We start from the raw sequence: 21,024 nt of genomic DNA, 5'->3' as shown, positions 1-21,024 counted from the left end.
TCTCGCTTCGGGACGCGAACGAGATGATGCGGGCGGACCCGGCGGGATTCAGGGAGCGGGTCCACGAGTCCCTCCGCCGTCAGGTCGCGTCGATCGGCGCGATGGCCGCCAGCGGCATGCGCTTTTGGGACTACGGGAACGCGTTCCTCCTGATGGCCAGGACCGCGGGGGCGCGGGTCACCCGGGAGGACGGCGGCTTCGTCTACCCGTCGTACGTCGAGGACATCATGGGGCCGATGTGCTTCGACCACGGGTTCGGCCCCTTCCGCTGGGTCTGCACCAGCGGGCGTACCGGGGACCTCAGGGTCACCGACCGGATCGCAGGGGACGTGCTCGAGGCGATGGCGGCCCGCTCGCCGGAGGAGATCCGGCGCCAGATGCTGGACAACCTCCGCTGGATCCGCCAGGCCGAGGCGAACGAGCTGGTGGTCGGCTCCGCGGCGCGCATCCTCTACGCGGACGCCGAGGGACGCACCCGCATCGCGCTGGCGTTCAACGACGCCGTGCGGGACGGCGCGATCTCGGCGCCGGTGGTCCTGGGCCGCGATCACCACGACGTGTCGGGGACCGACTCCCCCTATCGCGAGACCGCCGATCTCCGGGACGGCAGCGGCTCCTGCGCCGACATGGCGGTCCACAACGTCATCGGCGACGCGTTTCGCGGGGCGACCTGGGTGAGCCTCCACAACGGGGGAGGGGTCGGCTGGGGACAGGTGATCAACGGCGGGTTCGGGATGGTCGCGGACGGGACGGCCGCCGCCGCCCGCCGAATCCGCTCGATGATCCACTGGGACGTGAACAACGGCATCGCGCGCCGTGCCTGGGCGCGCAAACCGGGCGCGGAGAGCGCGGCGCGGCGAGCGATGGAATCCGAGCCGCGCATGGCCGTCACGCTGCCCAATCCCGCCGACGAATCGCTCGTGCGCGAGGCCGTCAAGAGCGCATCGCGGAGCGGACGAAAGGAGATGTGACGTGAGATACGGGGTCGTGATCATCCTCGCCGCAGCCGGACTCGCCGCGGGCCCCGCCATTTCGGCGCCCCGCAGGGACGTGGTGCACATGCGGAAGGCCGAGACGCCCGCGGGGGCCGAGGGGGCCGAGGGGGCCGACAAGCACGCAGCGGCCACGATCGAGGGGCGGAGCGGAAGCAAGATGAGCGGGCAGGCGACGTTCGTCCAGAAAGCGGGCTATGTGATGCTTGAGATCCGGCTGGAGAACGCGCCGCCAGGGACCCACGCGGTCCACCTTCACGAGAAGGGGGACTGCAGCGCCCCCGACGCGATGTCGGCCGGATCGCATTGGAATCCCACGGGCCAGGCGCACGGCAAGTGGGGCTTCTCCCCCTTCCATCGAGGCGACATCGGGAACATCGAGGTCGGACCGGACGGCAAGGGGGGCACGACGCTCTCCACCAACCTCTGGTCGATCGGCGGCCGGCCCGAGAGCGACGTGCTCGGGCGCGCCGTGGTCGTGCACGCCTCCGCCGACGACTTCATGACCCAGCCGACGGGCGGAGCCGGGGGACGGATCGGGTGCGGGGTGGTGCGCCTGGCGCCGTGAGGACGGACGCCGCGAGATCGCCGCGGGGCTTCCCCCGCGCCTTCTGGGTCGCGAACACCACGGAGCTGTTCGAGCGGGCGGCCTACTATTCGATGGCCAGCTTCGTGGTCATCTACCTGGGGCGGCTCGGGCTCGGGAGGTACTGGCCGAGCCTCCTGAGCAGCACGGTCCTGTGGGCCCTCCTCTACTTCCTCCCGATCCTCTCCGGGACGATCGCCGACCAGATCGGCTTCAGGCGATCGCTCCTCGTGGCGTTCGTCCTCCTGACCGCCGGCTACTTCGCCATGGGCTACCCGGTTTGGTTCGGAGGACAGCGGCTCGCGCCGATCCCGGGGAAGGACCTCACCGCGGGGTGGGGGGTCGGCCTCCCGGTCGTCCTCGGCATTCTACTGATCGGCGCCGGCGGATCGGTGATCAAGCCGTGCATCAGCGGAACCGTTCAGAAGACCCACTCGGGGCGCGCGACCCTCGCGTTTGCGATCTTCTACATGGTGATCAACATCGGCTCCATCGTCGGGCGGGTGGTCGCCTATTGGGTCCGCACCTCCCGGTCCGATTTGAGCGCCATCTACCTGGTGGCGATGGGCTGCTCCGTCGCCGCGTTCTTCATCGTGCTCCTGACGTTTCGCGAGCCCGACCGCCCGGAGGGCGCCCGCGCCGCCCCCGCGCGAACGGTCGGAAGGATCCTCCTCGACATGGTGCTCGTGCTGCGGAACCCGCGCTTCGCGATCTTCCTGACGATCCTCTCCGGGTTCTGGTTCCTCTACAACCAGGTCTACAACGTGCTTCCGCTCTACGCGGGGAAGATCGTCGAGGCGAACCCGGCGATGGACCTCTACACCACCGCCAATCCGGTCACGATCGTCTGCTTCCAGCTCCTGGTCACGAAGCTCTTCGGGAAGCTGAAGGCGGTGCGCTCGATCGTGGTCGGAACGGTGATCATCGGCCTCGCGATGGTGATCAACCTCGTCCCGCTCTTCGCGGGCGGCGGGCTCCGCGCCCCGTCGGTGTTCGGCCTGCCCGCGGGCTCGGTGTTCGTGATCCTCACCGTGGCCCTCATCGCCGTCGGGGAGCTGTTCACCGCCGCGCGCACCTTCGAATGGATCGGCGCGATGGCGCCCAAGGGCCAGGAAGGGCTGTTCCTCGGCTACGCCAACTTGCCGACGGCGATCGGCGCCCTCATCAGCGGCTGGATCGGCGCGTACATCTTCAACGAGATCATGTGCGACGGGGCATCGACGAGGCCGGACGGCCTGCTCGACGTGCGGCCGGGAGCCGTGGCGACCGGATGGCTGCTCCTGATGGGGATCGGCTTCGCCTCCGCGGCGGGCATGTGGCTCTACAACCTCTGGCTCGAGCGGCGGCCGGACGCGTCCGCCGCTTGAAGCCGCTCCGCCTCCTTTCGCCGGGACCTCGGCGGAGCCGCGTTGCCGACGATCAGTACCCCATCGCGCAGCCGTCCTTTCGAGACTCGCTGGCGCCTGCGTAGACCCCGGTGACCGGGTCGATCGCGACCGCCTGGTACCCGCCGAACGCCGCGGGGTTGGTGTCGGCGACCCTGTGCCCCATCTGGACCAGGTCGCGGCGCACCTCGGCCGGCACGCCGCTCTCCAGGTAGAGGATCCCCCCCGTCGTCATGAGGGTCCCGGTCGGCTCGCTGGACCCGGTGTGGTAGAAGCGCGCCGCGTCGCCGGCCTCCTGGAGATTCATCCCGAAGTCCAGCAGGTTCACGACGACCTGAGCGTGCCCCTGCGGCTGCATGTCGCCCCCCATCACCCCGAAGGCGATCCAGGGCTTCCCGTCCCGCGTGAGGAAGGCAGGGACGATGGTGTGGAACGGGCGTTTGCCGGGCTCGAGGAGGTTCGGCGAGCCGGGCTTGAGGCTGAACAGCCCTCCGCGGTCCTGAATCCCGAAGCCCCACCCCTCGACGACGTACCCGGAGCCGAACCCGGTGTAGTTGCTCTGGATGAGCGACACCATGTTCCCCTCGGAGTCGGCCACCGCGAGGTAGGTCGTGTCGCCGCCGGCGAGCGGAGGATGCCCGAAGTCGAGCCGCGCCGCGGCCCGGACCGGATCGATCCGCTTCGCCTGTGACCTGGCATAGTCCTTCGACACCAGCCCGTCGACGGGCACCTTGGCGAACGCGGGATCGGCGATGTACCTCGCGCGGTCTTCGAAGGCGAGCTTCTTCGCCTCCACCATCGTGTGCCAGAACGTCGCGGAGCCCCGGCCCATCCCTTTCAGGTCGAAGCCCTCCAGGATGTTCAGCAACTCCAGGGCCGAGATCCCCTGGCCGTTCGGAGGCAGTTCGGACAGCACGACGCCGCGGTACGAGGTGGAAACCGGCTCGACCCACTCGGATCGATGCGACGCGAAGTCGTCGGGGGCGAAAAACCCCCCGACGCGGCGCGACAGGGCGACGATCGCCTCGGCGATCGGCCCGCGGTAGTACGCGTCGCGGCCCCGGTCCGCGATCGCCTCGTAGGCCCGAGCCAGGTCCGGATTCCGGAACACCTCTCCCTCGTGCGGCGCCTTTCCTCCCGGGAGGAACGTCGCAGCGAAGTCCGGCTTGTCCCGGAACGCCCTCCCGCCGCGCTCCCACGCCGCGGCGATTCCCTGGGGCACCGGCTCCCCCTCCCGCGCCGACCGGATGGCCGGAGCGAGGATTTCCTTCATGGGCATGCGTCCGAACCTCGCGTGCAGCTCGAACCATCCGTCGACGCACCCGGGCACCGTCCACGCGTAGGGAGAGTAGAGCGGGATCGTCCCGTCCGGCTCGGGAGGCACCTTGTCCGCGGTCAACGCGAGCGGGGACCGTCCGGAGGCGTTCAGGCCGTAAAACTTTTTCGTCTTCGCGTCCCAGACGATCGCGAAAAGGTCGCCGCCGATCCCCGACGAGACCGGCTCCAGGAATCCGAGTGCGGCGTTGACCGCGATCGCGGCGTCGACGGCCGTCCCCCCCTTCTTCAGGACGTCGAGGCCGATCTCGACCGCGAGCGGGTGGGCGGCCGCCACCATGCCGTGACGCGCGTACACGATGGAGCGCGTCGCGAACATCCGTCCGTCCGGGCGGTCGGCCGCCGCGGGACCCGTCGGGACGAGGGGAAGGAGCAGAAGGAAGGCGACGACTCTGCGCATGGGGAAGGCCCTCGGATAACGGTCGAGACCTCCCATCCTACGCCGGTTCGGCTCTTGTATCCGCAACCGGAAAGCGCGAGGATAGGTGCGAGCTCCGCCTCCCTTCCGGGGGGCGCCGTTCCCGAGAGGGAGACGGAGCCCAGGGAAGGAGGCATCCATGCCGGACGAGAAGACCACGGCTGCCCGGCCGGGCGAGTCGTCGGAGGACCGATTCGAGCACGACATGGAAGAGCTCGAAGCGTCCAGCTGGCGTCACAACCCGACGCTGATCGTCACCGTCCTCGTGCTCGTCGTCATCGTCGGCGCGGGCATCACGTATCTCTTCATGACGGAGAAGAAGCAGGTCAAGCCCACCGGTCCGGTCGTGATGCAGATCGAGTTGCTGGAGCCCCACCCGGGGCGGCTGGGGAACACGCCGACGAAGTTCCGATGGGAGACGATCTCGGGGACGAAGTACTACTCCTTCGTCCTGTCCGGAAAGGGCGCCGGTTCGGCCCTGCTCCAGCGCGCGCCGGTGAATCCCAGCGTCGCGCTGAACCCGGACGAGGTGAACCGGCTCGTCAAGGGAGGGAGCTACGTCTGGAAGGTGGAGGCGTTCTCGGACACCGGGAAGGTGCTCGCGCGCGGCGACGCCGCATTCGATCTCTGACCCGGACAGCCACGGAGGTCCGGCCTGAATCGCCGGACCCGGCGGCGATCGTGCGAACGGGGACCGCCCCGAACCTCAGGATCGCAGCCGGGCCCAGCCTGCGCCTGCGCGGCCGCCGAGCGCCGCGAGACCCGCGGGGATGACGAGCACCGCCGGCCATCCCTCGGTCTTCATCAGACCGTACGCGCCGCCCATGACGATCGCCCCCCACGCCGCCAGCAGGGAGAGCGGCAGCCAGGCCCCGGGTCTCAGTCGGCCGAGCAGGACGCCGGAGGCCGCACCGAGCAGCGCCGCCGCGAGGACCCGTTGCGTGACCGTGATGCCGACGGGCGAGTCGGTGAAGAAGAGCCCGAGCTGGACGAGCCCGAGGATCGTGCCAAAAGCTACCGCCGCGACGAGCGGAGCCCGGTGGCCCGGATGGTCCTCCATGAGCGCACCTCCTGCCGAAGTATACGCGCCGACGAGTGCCGTCAGCAGAGGGAGCCGAGATTGACGTCGCGACAGCACCAAGCCGAGAGCGCCGCGAGGACGAGCAGACGGTTGCACTGCGAGCTGGTGTACCCGAACGTCATGACGCAGAGATCGTGAGCGAGGCATGCGCTGGTATAGCACCCTGTGCATCCCCAGCAGGACGGCCCGCAGCAGCCCATGCAGCCCGCCTTGCTGTCGATTCCCGGGCCCGCGCGCGGCACCATCGCGTACCCGGTGAGATTCGCCGCCAGGGCCGCCATCGCGCGGGACTCCGGGTCGTATCCCCTCTTCGTGAGAGCGGGCCAGAGATGCTCCGCCGCGAGAGCGGCCTCCTCCCCGGCGAACGTGCCCATGGCGCGCACCGACTCGTCGTCGGTCGTGTCGTTCGAGAGGAGGACGCCTCCCGCGCGGTACTCGAAGATCCCCGCCGACTCGTCCACGATCACCTCGGTGAGTACCTCGCCTGACGCGGAGAGGATCCGCGACTCCGCGCCGACGGTTGTGACCCGGCTTTCGAACGCGATCTTCACGCCGCCCCGCTTGAGCGTGCCGAAGAAGCCGAGGCAGTCGTTCTCCATCCGCACCTCCAACGCCCCCTCCGGCCGCGAATCGCGCGGCGGCTCCGCCCGGGCCGAGCCGGCTGCGAGCAGGAAGGCGAGGAGCACGAGTCCTTGGGCCGACGATCGTGCTGACCGGCGCTCTCTCATCATCGCGGTCTCCTTCGGCGGAGCGTCTGCGCGAGGGCTCGGGCCGCGACGGCGCCGCGTCTCGCCGTGCTCCGCTGTCTCTCGGAGGCGTTCGGGAGGGGACCGGCTCGACTCCCGGCCGTCCACGCGATTCCCGAGCGGCTCCGGGCCCGGACCTCGCGCCAAAGATCGGCCGCGGGTGGAATCTGGCGCCGGGGTGAGGCGAAGGGCAAGCCCGCGCGCGACGAGGGTTTCCGGGGTGGGAGGCCCGCTGGCCGGGAGAACCGAGCCCGTTTCGTCCGGCAGAGGGCTTCGCGCGTAGTACCGTTCGACATCCGATGGGAATGGAGGAAGGACCGATGAACCGGAATCTGACCTGCTTGACGTTGACGGCGGCATGGGGGCTCGCGGCGCTCGTCGTTCCGCCTGCGATCGCGGGGGATGAGGGCGGAAAGAAGGCCGAGAGACACGCCATTCGAATCAGCGCGACCGAATCGAGCAAGGGCGAAAAGACCCCCTACCTCGGCGTCGGGCTCAGTGACGACTCGGAGAGCGAAGGGACCCCGGACGCCGAGCGCGGGGCGAAGATCGTCGAGGTGATCTCGGATTCGCCCGCCGAGAAGGCGGGGCTCAGGGTCGACGACGTCGTCGTCGGATTCGGCGACGCGGTGATCCGCGGCCCGGTCAGCCTCACGAAGCGGATTCACGCGTCGAAGGCGGGCGACAAGGTCCCGGTCACCGTGCTTCGCGACGGGAAGAAGGAGACCGTGACGGTCGAGATCGGGGAGCGCCGAGAGCATCACGTGGTCGTCGAGCTGCCCGGCGGAGGCGAAGAGGACATCCAGCTGCCCGACCTCGAGAAGCTCGATCTCGATCAACGCGACCTGCGCGATCACATGGGGGAGCTCCGAAAGAACCTGAGGATGCTCCACGCGACACCGCGCGCCGGCGGGGGGTACGGCTTCAAGGTTTTCGGAGGCTTCGGCAAACCGCGGCTCGGCGTCGAGCTGGTGGAGACCACTCCCGACCTCCGCGAGTTCCTCGGAGGCAGCCGCGAGGCCGGCGTGCTGGTGGGCAGGGTTCTGTCCGGCACCCCCGCGGAGAAGGCCGGGATCCGCGTCGGCGACCTGATCGTCGCGGTGGACGGAGATTCGATCGAGGAGACCGGCGATCTGATCGAGGCGCTGTCCGACAAGGAAGGCAAGACGGTGGACCTCGAGATCGTGAGAGAGCGGCGGTCCATGCACGTCAAGGCCACGATCCCGGAGCCGGAGAAGGAGGAGTCCGGCGGGCCACTCGCACGATGCGAGGCGCCGCCCGCCCGTCCGGCACCGCCCGCCGCTCCCGCGCCACCGGCCGCTCCGGCGCCGCCCGCGCCGGCCCCACCGAGGGCGAAGCTCGCTCGGGCTTCGGCGTGACGCGAGAACCACTCCGGGGCGGGCCGTGCGTCTCCTCGGGCGCGCGGCCCGCCCCGATGCTTGCGGGGGAAGCGCCTCTGGGGTAGATAAGTAGCTTGCTCCACGAGGTCTCCGCCGTGCCCTTCGGTGTCGTTCTAGGAGCCATCTACTTCGCCGCAGTGGCAGTCTGGGCGGCGTCCGGCCTTCCGCCGGCGCCGTGGGGGCCCGTGCGGCTGGTGGGCCTGTGCGTCGGCTGCATTGCGGTCGCGCTGGCCGCCGGACTCGTCCTTCGGCAATCCTGGGCGCGTTGGGCGGGGGTCGTATTCGCCCTGCTCCTGGCGGTTGCGGGAACTCTCCTCGTGGCCGGCCGCGAGCAGGCGACGGACTACGCGGTGGTCCTGGGAGCCCTGACCACGCTGCTCCTGCTCTTGGTCGCGCCGACCGGCGACCCGACGCGGGGTCTCGAAGCGGGGAGGCGCCCGTGGCGGCGGACCGGGCGGGTGCTGGGGTGGGTCACCCTCGCCGCGCTGGCGCTGCTGGTCGCCGCGGGGGTGCCGACGTTTCGCCGGCAGCCGATCGCCGCCCCCGCCGAGGAGGAGCGGCACGACGACGCCGTTCAGGCGGCCCCCGTTGCCTCGAGATTGACCTGGCTCGACTTCGGGTCCGGCCTCGACCGCGCGAAGATGACGGGCAAGCCGATGTTCATCGATTTCTACGCGACCTGGTGCGGTCCGTGCAAGATGATGGAGCAGACGACCTTCCGCGACGCCGGGGTCGCGCGGAAGCTCTCGGAGATCGTCGCTGTGAGGGTGGACAGCGAGGACACCGAGCCCCGATCCGGGTATCGCGGCACGGAGGTCGCGGAGCGCTTCAGGGTGACGGCCTATCCGACGCTCGTGGTCGTGAGTCCCGATGGGCACGAAATCGGGCGGCGGACGGGGTACCTTTCGCCGGAGGAATTCGCGGCGTGGCTCGGGCGCTCCGTGAAGAGGGCGCAGGCCTTACGAACGTCACCACCCCGAACGCGGGTATGAGGCGGCAGGCTAGCCGGTCGAAACCTCGGGAGGCCCGGGAGGTGTTCCGCGCGGGCCGGGGGGCGTCGTGTCACGGCCCCCGGGAAGGCCCACGTGGACCTCGACGCGGCGTCCCGACAGGATCAGGTCGGAGTCCGTGTCGAGGAACCGGACCCAAGCCTTCGTGCTTCCGTCGTAGTCGCGGGCGAGCACGAGGAGGCGAGCCGGCCGGCCGAGCGCGACGCACGGTCCCGTGCCCGCGGCGTCCAGTCCGGTCATCACCCTTATGAACGGATTCGTGGTCCGCTCGCGGCCGACCGTGGTGGCCCCCGCGTGCCCCGGGTAGATCGGGGTATCGTCGGGAAGGGCGAGGACGCATTCCACGATCGAGCGGCGGAGTTCCTCGAAGGAGCCGGCCGACGGGCTCGAGCACCCGCCGACGGAACCGGCGAACAGGCAGTCGCCGCTGAACAGTCCGACGCCGTCCACGAGATAGCCCGCATGGTGACCTGTGTGCCCGGGCAGGCCCATCACCTTCACGTGGATCCCGCCCCACTCGAGGGACTCCCCGTCATCCACGGGAATCGCGTTCGGCACGTGCTCCGCCTCGCCTCTCAGGGCATAGATCCCCACCCCCGTTCGGCGCGCCAGCTCGGGATGCCCCGCGACGTGATCGACGTGCCGGTGGGTCGTGAGGATCGCCGCCAGGTCGAGACGGTGAGATTCGATGGCGTCGAAAAGGGGTCCGAGGGGGGCGCCGGTGTCCACCGCGATCGCGGCACCGCGCTCGCCATCGGCGACGAGATAGGCGTTCGAAAGCCACCCCGGATGCGTCGAGTGCGTAAGGATCACGCGCTCTCCCCTCGCGGGCGCTCGGCCCCGACGTCCGCCCGGAACACGAGCGCGGCGTCCTGATTCGAAGTCCCCTACACAGTCGCTCCGAGCGTCACCGCGCCGGCACGGACCGAGCCGCCTCGACGGGTGAGCACCCGCTGCCCTAGTATTTACCGCTCTTGGACAGAATTCGTGGATTGAAGCCGGGGTGACATCGGCCTTGACTTGAAGGGCACCCCCTCGTGGGTTCTCCTTTCCTGTCTAGCAAACGGGAGAGGAGGCCACGAAGAGGATGCCCGAAGACATCGTACGACGGATCTTGCGCCTGCCGGGGTACAAGGTGATCCAGCACCGCTTCGAGGAGGAGACGTCGAACGTGACGCTGTGGGTGCGGAAGGCTGGCTCGGTACCGGCGAGCATCTGCAACGGCTGTGGGGTTGGCAAGCGGCGGATCCACAGCGTGCGCGAACGGCGCGTGCGGGACTTGCCCTGGGGGACGTGGAGAGTCTGGGTGATCATCGAAGTCCACCGCGTGTACTGCCGCCGGTGCGGCGTCCGCTCGGAGCGGATCGACTTCCTCGAGGGGAAGCATCCCTACACGCGGCGGTTCAGCGAAGCGGTGGCCCGGGACTGCGAGGACGCCGCCGTCAACCGGGTGGCGCCGAAGTGGGACCTGTCGCCGCAAACGGTTCGGCGCATCGACAAGCGGGCCCTTGAAGCGTGGAGCCGCAACCGCCCTCGTCGTCCCCTGCGGTTGCTTGGAGTGGACGAGCTCTTCTGGCGCAAGGGCCAGTGCGTGACCGTGACCTCGGACTTGGAGGCCGGCGAGCCGATCTGGGCCGGATTGGAGCGCAAACGGGAGAGCCTGGACCGCTTCTTCGTCGAACGACTGCCGCCGCGGCGCCGACGATCGGTTCGGGCGGTTTGCGTGGACATGTGGGAGCCGTTCCTGCAAAGTCTGCGGCAACACCTGCCCAAGGCGGCCATCGTCTTCGACAAGTTCCACGTCATGAAGCACGTCAACGCCGCGGTGGACGAGACGCGGCGAGCCGAGTTCTTTCGCCAGCAGGGTCACCTGCGGGCGATCATGCGCGGCAAGCGCTGGCTGCTGCTGACGCGCTGGAAGAACCTGACCCGCAAGAAGCGAGGACTGCTCAACGCGGCCTTCGCACTGAACCGGCGGTTGTTCAAGGCCTACTACCTCAAAGAAGAGATCGAGCGCCTGTGGCGCTACACCTATGAGGGTGCCGCCCGTCGATTCTTCGAGGACTGGGTGCGGAGCCTGCGCTGGCAGCGCCTGCCGGCGTTCAAGAAACTCGCGGGAACGCTTCAACGCCATCTCGGTGGGATCCTCGCCTACTGCCACCACAAGGTGCCCTTCGGAGTCGTCGAGGCGATCAACGGGAACATCCGCTCGATCATCCGACGCGGGCGAGGGTACCGAGACCACGAGTATCTGATCCTCAAGGTTCAGAAGGCTACTGCCCAGGCTCGACTGGCGAGAGCAGCGTGAATCCACGACGGTCTACACATTCTGTCCAAGAGCGGATCAAAAACTGCAGGACATCGCAAGCGGCAAAGAGGTCCGACTCGCTCTCGGCGAGCTTATAAGTAGGAGCGTCTTCTACCTCTGCCTGCTTCTCGTCGTGGTGTTTGGCATCTGGGGCATGGTAAGTGGCGTCGGCGGTTGGCGGCTGATGGCCCTCGTGGCCACGATCACTATTGGTGTAATCGCGAAGGTCGCTCAGATGCTTTTTCAGAGAGGGCTCGATTAGAAAAGAGTGCAGTCGTTGACTGCACTCTTGGCTGCGACGCCTCCTCCGTCGCGGTCAGTAGTCCTCGGGCATGAGGACCGTGGTGGCCGAGTGATCGGCCTCCGTGATGATCCAGAACTTCTCGCCGGCCGCCGAGTGGTAGACCGACAGAAGCCGGTAGCCTTCACGAAGCGAGAGCTCGTTCTCCTGCCGATCCTCTTCACAGACATCGCCCCAATCACCGGCGGCGTGCCGCCTGAGGGCCCCGAGGACGTCCCCATGCGTGAGCCGCTCCAAGGCGTTGGACGTGATGACCGTCTGCCCGAGCGGGAACTTGTTATCGAGTGGATGCAACGTCATAGGCTGTCTCCTTGCTGGCTGGTTAAAGCCGTGACGTTCGACCTGCCGTCTCGGCAACGACGGCAAGGCCAGTGAGGAAGGGTCGCCAGTCAAGGTGGAGACGGCACGTTCTACCTTGATCGGGTGAAGAGGCTCGCTGGTAGGCTGGAGGAAGCGGGACGGCGGGTCAGGGCAGGTAGAAGAACTGCCAGGAAGGCATCAGGAGCAGGCCAGGATCCTCCTCGATCCACCGGAGCACCGTCTCGAGCCCATGCTCTTCGACGTGGGCCACGAGGGACGAGAGCGCGTGCTCCGTGATCGTTCCACGGTAGCCGAGGCGGGTGATCCCCATGAGCACGGCCGGTAACGCGGCGCTCACCGCACGCCTCGTACCACGGGGCGGTGCCCTTCCCGGCATTCCTCGATGGGCTGGTCGTGCATGAGGCACCGGCCTTTTTCATCAACCTGGCAGATGCCCTTGTAGTGGCGCTCGCATGCCGGGCACCAGTAACTTGAGTTCTCGTCCCAGCTCACGACGCGTTCGCCGTTCAACCGGACCCACGCGAGCCCCTCGAGGTCTTCGGAACCGCAGACAGGGCAGACCCACGCCGGGTCTTTCATAGGGTCCCCCGCTCGCGGAGGCTCGTGTACCCTCCGTTCCCAACGACCAGGTGGTCGTAGAGCTCGATGCCGACCAGCTCGCCGGCGCGCTTGACCGCGCGGGTGAACTCCACGTCCTCATCGGACGGGTCCAGGCACCCCGAGGGGTGGTTGTGGGCCAGGATGAACCCGAGGGCCAGGTGCAGGACAGCGGGGTACAGGATTTCCCGCGGATGCGTGCGGGTCGTGTTGAGGGATCCGATCGAGAGCGTCTCACGGTGAAGAAGGCCGTTCTGGGCATCGAGGTACAGGCCCACGAGGTGTTCCTTCCTGGCGTGCCGTAGCTCGAGGACCTGGGCGTAGGCGTCGCTCGGCCGGTGTAGCTTCGGCCGCTCGTGTTCCTCCTTCGCCATAAGCCGGCGGTAGAGTTCGAAGGTGGCGGCCAGCCTGCAGGCGCGCGGCTTGGTCACGCCGGCGCTCTTCAGGAGCTCGCCGACCGTGAGATTGGGTAGCGCGGCAACGCCGTGCGTGCGGATGAGCTGCGCGGCGTGTCGGGTGGCGCGCGAGTCCATGATGACCGTCAGGAGTTCGGTGTTGGAAAGCGCACCGATGCCTCGCCTCAGGATCTTGTCGCGGGGCTTCGACCCGACACCGAGTTCGATGGGCTGACGAACGACGTACAACGCGGGGCTGGGCACGGCCTCGGACACACGGACCGGGTCGTCATCGGGCATGGTTCCTCCTCTCGTGGTGAAAAGAACGGGTTGGGGGACCCCGAGGGGCAGACGGGTGGTAGGAAGGGCTCACGGAATGCCCTGTTTGCCTCGCGGAGGTTAGCCTCCACGGCGATTTTGGGGGTTTGTTTTACCCGTTGGACGGGATGGCCTGAACCTTACCAGCCCGCCGGCGGCGGTCAAGGGCCTGGAGCCCGACGTCGGCGGCGGTAGCGTCGGGCGCGAGTTGCAGGAAGGAACGCCACCCCCGCAAGAGCCGGCGCCACTCCGTGGCCTCCGTGGTCGTCATGAAGGCTGCCGACTCCATGAGATCGACGAGACGAAGGCAGACGGGAACCTCCTCGATCCGGAGCAGAGCGAGCGTCGCGTCCATTCGTTCCCTAGCCCGTGCGCTCATGCTGTCTCGAACCTACCACGGAGCATCGTTGCCGAGAGCCCTGTGGTCTTCGGTTGAGTTGCGATCGAGAAACGTACCGGTCAGCGCGGGGGGTGGAACCGGCCGCGCATCGAAGGAGCGAAGCGACCACTTTGTTGGGGAAGACCTCTACCAGCGAGTTGCTACAACAGAAGTCCAGCGATTCGTCAAGATGTCAAAACCCCCCGATGATTCGGGGGGCTTGACGGCTCGCGTACGTTCGCTACGCTTCAGCCATTACGGGATGGAGTTTCCCGTTTCGGAGAGCGCTTCCCTTGATGTAGGTTGGGGCGCTTTTTCCGTTTGGGGACGTTCGGCGGCTTGCTCGAAGACCGTTCTTGAACGATTCGAGCGCGACCTCTTTCGTGAAGTCGTAAATCTCAGCCGCCTGCGGGTTGTCCCCGAAGCGTTGCTGAACCCGTTCCACGAGTTCCGCTGTAAATCCTGCCATGCTGCTCACCCCCTCTCGTTGGGCTGCTTGATTAACCCGAGACACTCGACCTTGAAGGGATGTGCCCCGGATAGCCGGAGTGGGTGGCACAGGTCGAGCCGAGGTCAAGGTGGATGCCCGCAGGGATCACCTTGACCGCTAGGTGAGATTCGAGCGCCCGTGAGGTGCGCGAGAACAAGCGGAGCGCAGCGTGCTGCTACCCTGACGGCAACGGGGCAATCTGAACGAACCCGTGGCCGCAGGCCACACCGCTGACTCGCTGGTAGAGGTGGGGAATGAGAAGAGAGCGGCGCCACGCGCCGCCACCACGAGCCGTTGAACGCCGTTTCTGGACGTCCAATCGTATTGCCCACTTGGTCCAGAGCGATCCTGGGGCATCCTAGAACGTCGTTTCTGCGCGAAACCCCCGCCGACGTCGGGACTAGGTCCCCGACTCCTCGCTCTTCGGCGCCTTGGGGCGTTGCGTCACGTGCCGGCGCTTCGGTCCCGAGGATTGGACGATGTAGGGCGAGGACTCCTCAAGAAGTTTCCGATGGCGCTCCTGAATTCGATTCCTGGCCTCTTGAGCAGGCAAGTAGCAGGGTCTTGAAAAGACCCGGGCGAGAAATCGTTGGCGGTCCGCCTCGGGTAGTGCGTTCTCAGGAACAAGCGGCATCTCACAACCCTGGGGCTCGTCTTTTCCAGTCACAACCGAACACGTCCCTGCGGGTTGACGGTAAAGGATCTGCATCTTCTTGAAGATCTGGTTCTCGGCTTCGTCGAACTGAACACCGACGAGCTGCTCGCGCTCCTCGAAGAAAGTCACGTATTGCTCATGCCATGTATCCTGCGCGGCGCGCGCATCGCCTGACGTAGGTCCGGTGGGCTCCGTGTCACTCTCCGTGATGGTCGGGTCCAGACCACCAGCGGGATGGGCAACGGAACGCCCTCGGGTTCCCGAAGGGTACGTGTCCGTGTGCGTGTGGGTGTCGGCGCCACCTTGCAGGATGACCTTCGTAGGGACGGGCCAGGGTGTTTTTGTACGAATCTCGAGCCTGCGCTTTTCGGTATCGATCCAGGGCGCGTACGCTTGCCGGGCAAGCGTCAGTTGATCGTCCACGAGCCCAGCTCCGAAAATGAGCTTCTGCCGGACTCGAAGGATCGCCTTGAGGAGCCGAGGGTCCTCGTCGCGCAAGAGCAATTGGTCGAGACCTTGGTGGGCCAGAATGACCCTGAGGCCGTACTGCCGCGCGCGATCGAAGACGGTCATGACGTCGTGAGACACGAAGTCCGAAAATTCGTCGATCATGAGGAAGTGCGGTCGGGACGCGTTCGGTACCCGCCGCATGGTCACGGCCTTAAACTCCTGCACGAGAAGCGCGCCCATGAGCTGCGCCGCTTCCGAGGTGAGTTCTGTTCCATCAAGGCCAAGGTCAAAAATCCCAATCTGGCCTTCGTCCATGACGCGGGCGAGGTCGAACCCGGAGACGTTCTGCCCCACGATCTGTTTGATCGCTGGAAACTCGAGGATGTGCTCGAAGCGCCTGGCGGCCGGCGAGATCTCCTTCCGGCGCTCTGAGGCTCGCAGGAGACCAATGTCATCGCGCCAGAAGGAGACCAGCTCCGGATCGTCCTTCACGCGCTCGAGCAAGAGATCGCGCACAGCAAGATGTTGGTCGCTGTGGCCGATGAAAAATCCAGCCTCAACAAGCGACAGGCCGTTGTGCAGGAGGACTTTTGCCGTCTTGTACAGAACCTCGGTAATCATCGGCGTGTCCGCGGTCCTCTCAACACCGCGTACCCGAGCCACAGCCTCGACGAAGCTGTGGGCGGTGAAGGAAATCCCCCGATCAGGACGCAGCGGATTGAAGATAGGAACGTACCCGGAATCTCTGAGGGAAAAATGCAACACGTTCGGCGCGAAGCTCTCACCACGCGCTACGCACAGGTCCAAGACGTAACGCGCGAGAGGTCCCGCCGGGTCGATGACTGAGAATCCCTGGCCGGTGCGGTCCCGGTGCGCCATAAACGCGGCCGCGAGGAGCTTCAGGCAGTTCGTCTTGCCGGTCTCACTACCACCCAGGATGTGTAGGTGGGTGGCGAGGTCGTCCGGCAGAAAGTAAGCCGCGCGACCCGTGCTCGGGTCGAATCCGAGGAGAATCGCGCCGTCAGGAAGCAGCGCCCGTTCATGGATCTTCGCATAGGCAAGGTCACGATCCCGCTGCGTCGGATAGGGTTTGATTCCTGCCCGCCTTCGTAGTCTCTCGTACGGGCCATCTGCGGCTCGTCGTGTCATGCAGCCGCCAACGACAGTACTGAGCGAAATTTCTCAAGGGTTCGTGCTTCACCGAGTCTTGTCCGGTACTCGTCCGCCCAGTCGTCGAACTGGCAGCCCACCGGCCATTTGAATGCCTTGAACTTCTGCACCGCACCGTCGATCAACTGATGGATGGTCATGTGCGTCGCGTTGTCCACGACAAAACAGATCTGTGCCATCTGTTCTGCCGTGAAACTCGCCTGTTGGTCTCTCAAGTACTTGATCGCCTGAGATTCGAGGCGCTCCAATTCAGGTATCGGCTTCCCCTCTTTGCCTTTAATGCGGCTCACGGCTTCTGCCCAAGAAAACTGTCTGAGGAATAGGATGGCCGTAGTGGTTGTTCCGGATGGCTGCTTGCCTTTGCCACCCTGGTTCTTATCGAGGTATTCGAACGCTTCTTTGAGCCCCGAAAATCCCATACCCTGCGCTCGTCTTTCAGGGCTGATGTCAATCTCTGCAAAGACGAGCTCCTTAAACTCAACGAACCTCGCATTGCGAAATTCGAGATCGCTTCGCTCCTTCGCCTGCCACTGCGCCACCGTCATTCCGTGTTTTTGTGCTTCATCAAAGAGCTTCGCCTGCTGCGACTGGTAAGCTTCCCACTCCGCTTGCGTGATGTTCTCGGCTAGGCCGATCTGCACCTGCAGCTCAAGCACAATCTTCTCGATGAATTTTTGCTCGCTGTCGCTATCTGTGAGTTTCCCAGCCTTGAAGTCAGGATCATCCATCCACACTTGGTAACGAACAAGTGCGGCCTTGTCGGTGGACTTCAGGCGGTCGCGATGCTCATAGGAATAATACGGATGGGCCGCCAGAAGGTACGCCTGGCTCTTGATCTCTGCGCGGATTGGAACAAATGCTGCTCGCCTTGGCGCAAGGCGGGCTTCCTCGGCTGCTTTCTTACGGTCTTCCTCCTTACGCTGTGCCCTCTGGTAGGCTTCCAGTTCGAGACGGGTCTTGTTGGCGTGTTTCGATACGGCGACGATGATCCAAACAACAATCGCGAGAACAACGAGCGCGGCGAATCCGCCAGCCATGGTCGCCCCCTTGACGTAAGTTCTTTATTGTGATATAGTTACGTACACTTCCGACGGCCCCCTTGTGCCCGCAGGGTAGTGGAGAACGCCTGATTATCCCCTGCCCCGCGCCCGAAACAAAGCCCATGTCGGGCATCAGAACCATCGCGGCGCGAGGAGGAGTTCCCCATGACTCATCAGGAGCTGCTTCCCGCAGCCTTGCAGCCCCATGTTCATGCGATCTGCAAGTTCATGGAGTCTCTGCCGATCGATCACGTGAGAGCCGTCGGCCAGTTCTTCACGGAGTACGCTGAGCGCTGCGTGCAGTTCCAGCAACAGAACGACGACTGCACCGTTGCTCAGGCCCTTGAGACCATCGTCCCCGTGGGCGACGTAACCAAGCTCCGGCACTTCCTCTGGGCAGCCAGGATCGAGCCCACGGACGAGAACGTGATGATGGCGGCGCTCGCCTTCGACCAGCACCACAAAGACCTGGTCGCTCCGCTCTCGTGACCCCACTCCTGAGAGCCTCGTTCCTTCCGGTTCAAAAACCCCCGAGACCGTTTCGGTTCCCGGGGGTTTCGCTATACCAGCGCGATTCGCTCCTTTGGCTTCGTCACCGTGCGCCAGATGGGTGCCAGGATGGACGCCGGCGCCGCGAGCTGGTAGTCACTCTCCAACGCGAAGGCGAAGATCCCCTTCCCGCCGAATGGCGGGTTGTTTGGTTTCTGCATCTCCCGAAGGACCTGCATGAGGTTCGCGAGTCGCTTCTCACCCGTGGTCACGAAGAGCACGGCCACGTGCTCGTGGTCCTGGTGCCCGTCCCGGTACGCGGGGCTCTGGACCCACCACCAATACCGGATGTACTTCTCCAGAATCCGCCGGCGCTCCTCGCTTGAAGCGTCGTATTCGAGGAAGCAGTTCCGTACCCGGTCCTCGGCATCCTTGATCGAGAAGTAGGCGTCCGGCGCCGTTCGGTACACCTTGCCGCCTCTTAGCGTCACCTTCCCGCGGATCGCCTTGCTCTGGTCCCACTCGAGAAGCGACAGCCCGCGCGCGGCACCGTCCCGCAGGGCCAGTTCTAGGACGCAATGGAAATTGGAGACCCCGAGGTGGTGTTCGAGGAAGTAGCTCGTCCGCCTCGTGTAGACCTGCCGCCAGGCATCGGGTGCGGCCTGCTCGAGCTCGCTGTTTTCAAGGTCCGCGTCCGTCCGCGCGCGGCCGTGATCCTGCAGCGCACGCCAGCCCGTCGTCTCTAACCCGTAGGCGAGGACCGGACTGCCAGCGTTGAGGTCGTGCCGCATCCGTTCCCGGGGCGCGTAGCGGGCCAGGTAAAGGTTGTGAAAGAGGCCCTGCAACCGCCTGGTGATCTGCTGGTCGGACCCCGGCGTCAGCGCCCGGATGTGGTCGGTGGTGAGGTGCCGGTACCGCCAGACCCGTTCGATGATGTCGAGATCGCGCGGCGTGAGCGTGAAGATCCCGTACCGCGCCGCGTAGCGTTCCGGTTGCGGAATGAACTTCCGCAAGCCGTTCTTCGTTGTGATCGTCTTTTCCATAGGTCGTTGGCTCAAGAGTTCCCCGGCCGCCTCGGGCGGCCGAAGTATTCAGCGCGAGTTCGTGGCGCCCCGTAGCGCTAGCGGAGGGGTCCGCGCGATAGCGCCGCCACCCCGCTGGTTTTTCCCTGACGCGTCGGTGCTTCCGCGCGGAAGGGCAAGGCCAGACCGACGTCAGGAGGTCGTGGCCGCAGTCGAGGCCGTACTCGTGAAGGTAAGCCTACCACAACGGCCGAGAAAAAAACAGCGGGGTGGCGGCGCGAAGCGTCCGCCACGAACTCGCGCAAGTAGTTGCTGCCGTTGCGTCTATGCGAACGGCAGACCCTACATTAGTTCTAGTGTAGGCCCTACTGTGGGGCCTCGGTAGAGGCCCCCACGTCGTCCTGGTCGAGGTTCTTCGCCCGCCAGTCTTCGAAGGAACACAGCCCCTCGGCGAGTTGCAGCTTCGCCGAGTGGTGCGCGTGTCGCGCCACTGCGTCCTTCTGCCAGTAGGACAGGCGGTCGCCCTGGCTCTTGCGAAGTTCTGCGGTGGCGATGCCGACACGTCGCTCCTGGTCCTCGGGTGAGAGCGCGTTCCAGCGCGCCTCGATCTCAGCGTTCTTCCAGTTCTGGTAGCGGGCGTGGATCAGCCGGACCCGCTCCTCTGCTGCGGCGTCGGCCCGCCCTTGCTCGCAGCGCTTGACGTCGGAGAGCGCTCGTTCGGGGTAGTTGTTGCTCAAAAGACCCCCGAAGTTCTGAATGAGGAAGTTGGTCCGTTCCGCCTCCTTGCGGGTCCAGTCAATGCAGAAGCGCGCCCGGGCAACATCACCGTCGCAGCGCCGCAGGAGGTCGGCCGCTTTCCCGAGCTCGCTCTTGGACGCCGGGACACCAGCCACCCCATGAAACGTGGACTCGAAGTAGGCGACAAGATCCGCTTCGGGGGCGCCCGCTTCCTGATGGCCCTCAGGCGGCCCTATACGTTCGCCTGCTGCACGTTTTGGGGCTCCTTGGGGTGTTGGACCATACGAGCGCCTGGCGAGCCTCCTGAGGCCAAACGCCGGGTCCTTCGCGACCCACAACTGCCAGCGGTCCTCGGGGTCGCTGGACTTCTCGAAGCGCCAGTCGCGGAGAAAGCCCTTTCCCTTCAGCTCCTCGAGCCTCGGTTCGTGGTCGCGCTTGATGTACTTCGGGTCGCGGTTCGCGAGGAGCCCCTGCTTCCGGCGGAGCTTCCATAGCCCGATTCGATACTCGGTTCGCTTGTAGAGGTTCTTGTCGAGGAACCGATACAGCCACCGCGTCTCAGGCCGCGAAAGCGACCGGTAAAAGTCCAGATCGATCAGCTTGAGGTTCGCGTGCCGACAGAGGATCAGGAACTCGTCCGCGATGCGAACGTACGACAGCGGCAGCTCTGGCTGTCGCGCCCCCTTCTTTCGTTTCGGGGGGCGGTCTGAAAAGCCGAAGGAATCGATGAAACCGAATTCGATGTATCCGTACCGCTGCCCGGTCTCGGGGTCCTTGAAAATGTTCCGGCCCTTATAGGTGACGTTCCTGAACCGCGATAGCGCATCCTGGATCCGGAGGTAGCGCTTCAAGTTCGGTTGCCAGTCCAGGACACGGCAGATGTCCGCACGGGTGATGCGAAGCACTCGCTCGTTGACGTTGAAGTCAGTCTCATGCAGGAAGGCCATGATGGCAACGTAGATGTCTTGGTCGCCGGCGATGGGTGCCCCCACGGCGAGATTGCGGAGCGCAAGTTCCCACCCTTGAGGAATCCCTGAGCCGTCAGCATCGGCTCCGAGCACGTTCTCGATCACCAGCCGGTCCCTGATTGGGACGTGCGCCAGCGTAACCACCGGCCACTCGGCCAGGTCGATAGGTTCCCTGCCTAGAGGAAGGGGAAACCGTAGGAGCTTCTTCTGGAACTCCTCGCTGGTGGCTTTGGTTTCGGCTTCTTGGTTCATGGGTTTGGGGCACACCCCTGTGTGTTTAGAAATTAGTTAGAAGAAGGTCTTAGAAAGACATTAGCGGTTCCAGAAAGTGGCGTTGATAAAGGGTTTTATGGCCGTTCTGGTGCCCGAAGGGTCAACGTTTGGTGTCTGAAGGGTCAAGGTTCTGGTGCCCGAAGGGTCAACGTTTGGT

22 protein-coding genes are annotated in these 21,024 nt (G+C 65.8%); 8 read left to right on the top strand and 14 right to left on the bottom strand.

What is annotated here, in order from left to right; translation table 11 throughout:
- From LAO51_10835 to LAO51_10825, 3 genes are all read left to right on the top strand, one after another.
- Nucleotides 1-971: urocanate hydratase (locus tag LAO51_10835; protein ID MBZ5639232.1), on the top strand; the 971-nt coding region annotated here is incomplete at its 5' end.
- A gap of 181 nt (nucleotides 972-1,152) precedes the next feature.
- Nucleotides 1,153-1,560 carry a superoxide dismutase family protein gene (locus tag LAO51_10830; protein MBZ5639231.1) on the top strand — a complete coding sequence of 136 codons (408 nt, stop codon included), beginning with the start codon at nucleotides 1,153-1,155 and terminating at the stop codon, nucleotides 1,558-1,560.
- Nucleotides 1,557-2,945 (top strand): MFS transporter, encoded by a 1,389-nt coding sequence (locus LAO51_10825; protein ID MBZ5639230.1) that lies wholly within the window; start codon nucleotides 1,557-1,559, stop codon nucleotides 2,943-2,945. Before LAO51_10830 ends, LAO51_10825 begins: the two co-directional genes overlap by 4 nt.
- Nucleotides 2,946-2,997: 52 nt before the next feature.
- Here LAO51_10825 and ggt read toward each other — a convergent pair whose 3' ends face one another.
- Nucleotides 2,998-4,698 carry a gamma-glutamyltransferase gene (gene ggt / locus LAO51_10820; GenBank protein ID MBZ5639229.1) on the bottom strand — a complete coding sequence of 567 codons (1,701 nt, stop codon included), beginning with the start codon at nucleotides 4,696-4,698 and terminating at the stop codon, nucleotides 2,998-3,000.
- 157 nt (nucleotides 4,699-4,855) lie between these two features.
- On the opposite strand from ggt, the gene LAO51_10815 reads away from it, so the two are divergent.
- A complete protein-coding gene (locus LAO51_10815; GenBank protein MBZ5639228.1) occupies nucleotides 4,856-5,347 on the top strand; it encodes a hypothetical protein in 492 nt (163 codons plus the stop codon).
- 75 nt (nucleotides 5,348-5,422) lie between these two features.
- Here LAO51_10815 and LAO51_10810 read toward each other — a convergent pair whose 3' ends face one another.
- Entirely contained in the window at nucleotides 5,423-5,776 is a 354-nt protein-coding gene (locus LAO51_10810) for a hypothetical protein (GenBank protein ID MBZ5639227.1), read from the bottom strand.
- A 41-nt stretch (nucleotides 5,777-5,817) separates the two neighbouring features.
- Entirely contained in the window at nucleotides 5,818-6,528 is a 711-nt protein-coding gene (locus tag LAO51_10805; protein ID MBZ5639226.1) for a hypothetical protein, read from the bottom strand.
- 335 nt (nucleotides 6,529-6,863) lie between these two features.
- Between LAO51_10805 and LAO51_10800 the strand changes: the two genes are divergently transcribed.
- Nucleotides 6,864-7,922, top strand: coding sequence for a PDZ domain-containing protein (locus LAO51_10800; protein ID MBZ5639225.1), 1,059 nt, complete (start codon nucleotides 6,864-6,866; stop codon nucleotides 7,920-7,922).
- A gap of 116 nt (nucleotides 7,923-8,038) precedes the next feature.
- Nucleotides 8,039-8,935 carry a thioredoxin fold domain-containing protein gene (locus LAO51_10795; protein MBZ5639224.1) on the top strand — a complete coding sequence of 299 codons (897 nt, stop codon included), beginning with the start codon at nucleotides 8,039-8,041 and terminating at the stop codon, nucleotides 8,933-8,935.
- Between the two features lie 9 nt (nucleotides 8,936-8,944).
- Here LAO51_10795 and LAO51_10790 read toward each other — a convergent pair whose 3' ends face one another.
- Nucleotides 8,945-9,766 carry an MBL fold metallo-hydrolase gene (locus LAO51_10790; protein ID MBZ5639223.1) on the bottom strand — a complete coding sequence of 274 codons (822 nt, stop codon included), beginning with the start codon at nucleotides 9,764-9,766 and terminating at the stop codon, nucleotides 8,945-8,947.
- A 274-nt stretch (nucleotides 9,767-10,040) separates the two neighbouring features.
- Here LAO51_10790 and LAO51_10785 point away from each other — a divergent pair, with 274 nt between their 5' ends.
- On the top strand, nucleotides 10,041-11,261 hold the full coding sequence (locus LAO51_10785) for an ISL3 family transposase (protein MBZ5639222.1): 1,221 nt from the start codon (nucleotides 10,041-10,043) through the stop codon (nucleotides 11,259-11,261).
- Nucleotides 11,262-11,577: 316 nt separating this feature from the next.
- On the opposite strand, the gene LAO51_10780 is transcribed toward LAO51_10785, so the two are convergent.
- The 8 genes from LAO51_10780 to LAO51_10745 form a co-directional block, all read right to left on the bottom strand.
- A complete protein-coding gene (locus LAO51_10780) occupies nucleotides 11,578-11,862 on the bottom strand; it encodes a hypothetical protein (GenBank protein ID MBZ5639221.1) in 285 nt (94 codons plus the stop codon).
- 166 nt (nucleotides 11,863-12,028) lie between these two features.
- Nucleotides 12,029-12,220, bottom strand: a complete 192-nt coding sequence (locus LAO51_10775) for a hypothetical protein (GenBank protein MBZ5639220.1) — start codon at nucleotides 12,218-12,220, stop codon at nucleotides 12,029-12,031.
- On the bottom strand, nucleotides 12,217-12,462 hold the full coding sequence (locus LAO51_10770) for a hypothetical protein (GenBank protein MBZ5639219.1): 246 nt from the start codon (nucleotides 12,460-12,462) through the stop codon (nucleotides 12,217-12,219). The genes LAO51_10775 and LAO51_10770 overlap by 4 nt, the downstream gene beginning before the upstream one ends.
- A complete protein-coding gene (gene radC / locus LAO51_10765) occupies nucleotides 12,459-13,175 on the bottom strand; it encodes a DNA repair protein RadC (GenBank protein ID MBZ5639218.1) in 717 nt (238 codons plus the stop codon). The genes LAO51_10770 and radC overlap by 4 nt, the downstream gene beginning before the upstream one ends.
- 130 nt (nucleotides 13,176-13,305) lie before the next feature.
- Complete coding sequence (locus tag LAO51_10760) at nucleotides 13,306-13,548, bottom strand: hypothetical protein (GenBank protein MBZ5639217.1); 243 nt, start codon at nucleotides 13,546-13,548, stop codon at nucleotides 13,306-13,308.
- Between the two features lie 265 nt (nucleotides 13,549-13,813).
- The gene (locus LAO51_10755; protein ID MBZ5639216.1) at nucleotides 13,814-14,050 is read right to left on the bottom strand and encodes a hypothetical protein; all 237 of its coding nucleotides are present in this window, start codon (nucleotides 14,048-14,050) and stop codon (nucleotides 13,814-13,816) included.
- Nucleotides 14,051-14,462: 412 nt separating this feature from the next.
- Nucleotides 14,463-16,316, bottom strand: a complete 1,854-nt coding sequence (locus tag LAO51_10750) for a hypothetical protein (protein ID MBZ5639215.1) — start codon at nucleotides 16,314-16,316, stop codon at nucleotides 14,463-14,465.
- Entirely contained in the window at nucleotides 16,313-17,374 is a 1,062-nt protein-coding gene (locus LAO51_10745) for a hypothetical protein (GenBank protein ID MBZ5639214.1), read from the bottom strand. The genes LAO51_10750 and LAO51_10745 overlap by 4 nt, the downstream gene beginning before the upstream one ends.
- A 168-nt stretch (nucleotides 17,375-17,542) precedes the next feature.
- Between LAO51_10745 and LAO51_10740 the strand changes: the two genes are divergently transcribed.
- The gene (locus LAO51_10740; protein ID MBZ5639213.1) at nucleotides 17,543-17,866 is read left to right on the top strand and encodes a hypothetical protein; all 324 of its coding nucleotides are present in this window, start codon (nucleotides 17,543-17,545) and stop codon (nucleotides 17,864-17,866) included.
- 71 nt (nucleotides 17,867-17,937) lie between these two features.
- Here the strand turns inward: LAO51_10740 and LAO51_10735 are convergent, their stop codons facing one another.
- Together LAO51_10735 and LAO51_10730 are read right to left on the bottom strand one after the other, a co-directional pair.
- Nucleotides 17,938-18,909: a replication-relaxation family protein gene (locus tag LAO51_10735; GenBank protein MBZ5639212.1), complete on the bottom strand. Its 972-nt coding sequence runs from the start codon at nucleotides 18,907-18,909 to the stop codon at nucleotides 17,938-17,940.
- Nucleotides 18,910-19,253: 344 nt separating this feature from the next.
- Nucleotides 19,254-20,846 (bottom strand): replication initiator protein A, encoded by a 1,593-nt coding sequence (locus LAO51_10730; GenBank protein MBZ5639211.1) that lies wholly within the window; start codon nucleotides 20,844-20,846, stop codon nucleotides 19,254-19,256.
- Between the last annotated feature and the right edge of the window lie 178 nt (nucleotides 20,847-21,024).

The organism is Terriglobia bacterium (genome assembly GCA_020073205.1).
In the GTDB taxonomy this organism is placed as follows: Bacteria; Acidobacteriota; Polarisedimenticolia; order Polarisedimenticolales; family JAIQFR01; genus JAIQFR01.
Note: the sequence above shows the minus strand (reverse complement) of the source record. Positions and strands in the feature narration are given on the sequence as shown.

Excerpts from the sequence above, each read along its gene's own strand:
- LAO51_10810 (MBZ5639227.1), bottom strand. The coding sequence starts at position 5,776 with ATGGAGGACCATCCGGGCCACCGGGCTCCGCTCGTCGCGGCGGTAGCT.
- ggt (MBZ5639229.1), bottom strand. The coding sequence starts at position 4,698 with ATGCGCAGAGTCGTCGCCTTCCTTCTGCTCCTTCCCCTCGTCCCGACG.
- LAO51_10805 (MBZ5639226.1), bottom strand. The coding sequence starts at position 6,528 with ATGATGAGAGAGCGCCGGTCAGCACGATCGTCGGCCCAAGGACTCGTG.
- LAO51_10785 (MBZ5639222.1), top strand. The coding sequence starts at position 10,041 with ATGCCCGAAGACATCGTACGACGGATCTTGCGCCTGCCGGGGTACAAG.
- LAO51_10800 (MBZ5639225.1), top strand. The coding sequence starts at position 6,864 with ATGAACCGGAATCTGACCTGCTTGACGTTGACGGCGGCATGGGGGCTC.
- LAO51_10740 (MBZ5639213.1), top strand. The coding sequence starts at position 17,543 with ATGACTCATCAGGAGCTGCTTCCCGCAGCCTTGCAGCCCCATGTTCAT.
- LAO51_10745 (MBZ5639214.1), bottom strand. The coding sequence starts at position 17,374 with ATGGCTGGCGGATTCGCCGCGCTCGTTGTTCTCGCGATTGTTGTTTGG.
- LAO51_10760 (MBZ5639217.1), bottom strand. The coding sequence starts at position 13,548 with ATGGACGCGACGCTCGCTCTGCTCCGGATCGAGGAGGTTCCCGTCTGC.
- LAO51_10830 (MBZ5639231.1), top strand. The coding sequence starts at position 1,153 with ATGAGCGGGCAGGCGACGTTCGTCCAGAAAGCGGGCTATGTGATGCTT.
- radC (MBZ5639218.1), bottom strand. The coding sequence starts at position 13,175 with ATGCCCGATGACGACCCGGTCCGTGTGTCCGAGGCCGTGCCCAGCCCC.
- LAO51_10770 (MBZ5639219.1), bottom strand. The coding sequence starts at position 12,462 with ATGAAAGACCCGGCGTGGGTCTGCCCTGTCTGCGGTTCCGAAGACCTC.
- LAO51_10750 (MBZ5639215.1), bottom strand. The coding sequence starts at position 16,316 with ATGACACGACGAGCCGCAGATGGCCCGTACGAGAGACTACGAAGGCGG.
- LAO51_10730 (MBZ5639211.1), bottom strand. The coding sequence starts at position 20,846 with ATGAACCAAGAAGCCGAAACCAAAGCCACCAGCGAGGAGTTCCAGAAG.
- LAO51_10735 (MBZ5639212.1), bottom strand. The coding sequence starts at position 18,909 with ATGGAAAAGACGATCACAACGAAGAACGGCTTGCGGAAGTTCATTCCG.
- LAO51_10780 (MBZ5639221.1), bottom strand. The coding sequence starts at position 11,862 with ATGACGTTGCATCCACTCGATAACAAGTTCCCGCTCGGGCAGACGGTC.
- LAO51_10815 (MBZ5639228.1), top strand. The coding sequence starts at position 4,856 with ATGCCGGACGAGAAGACCACGGCTGCCCGGCCGGGCGAGTCGTCGGAG.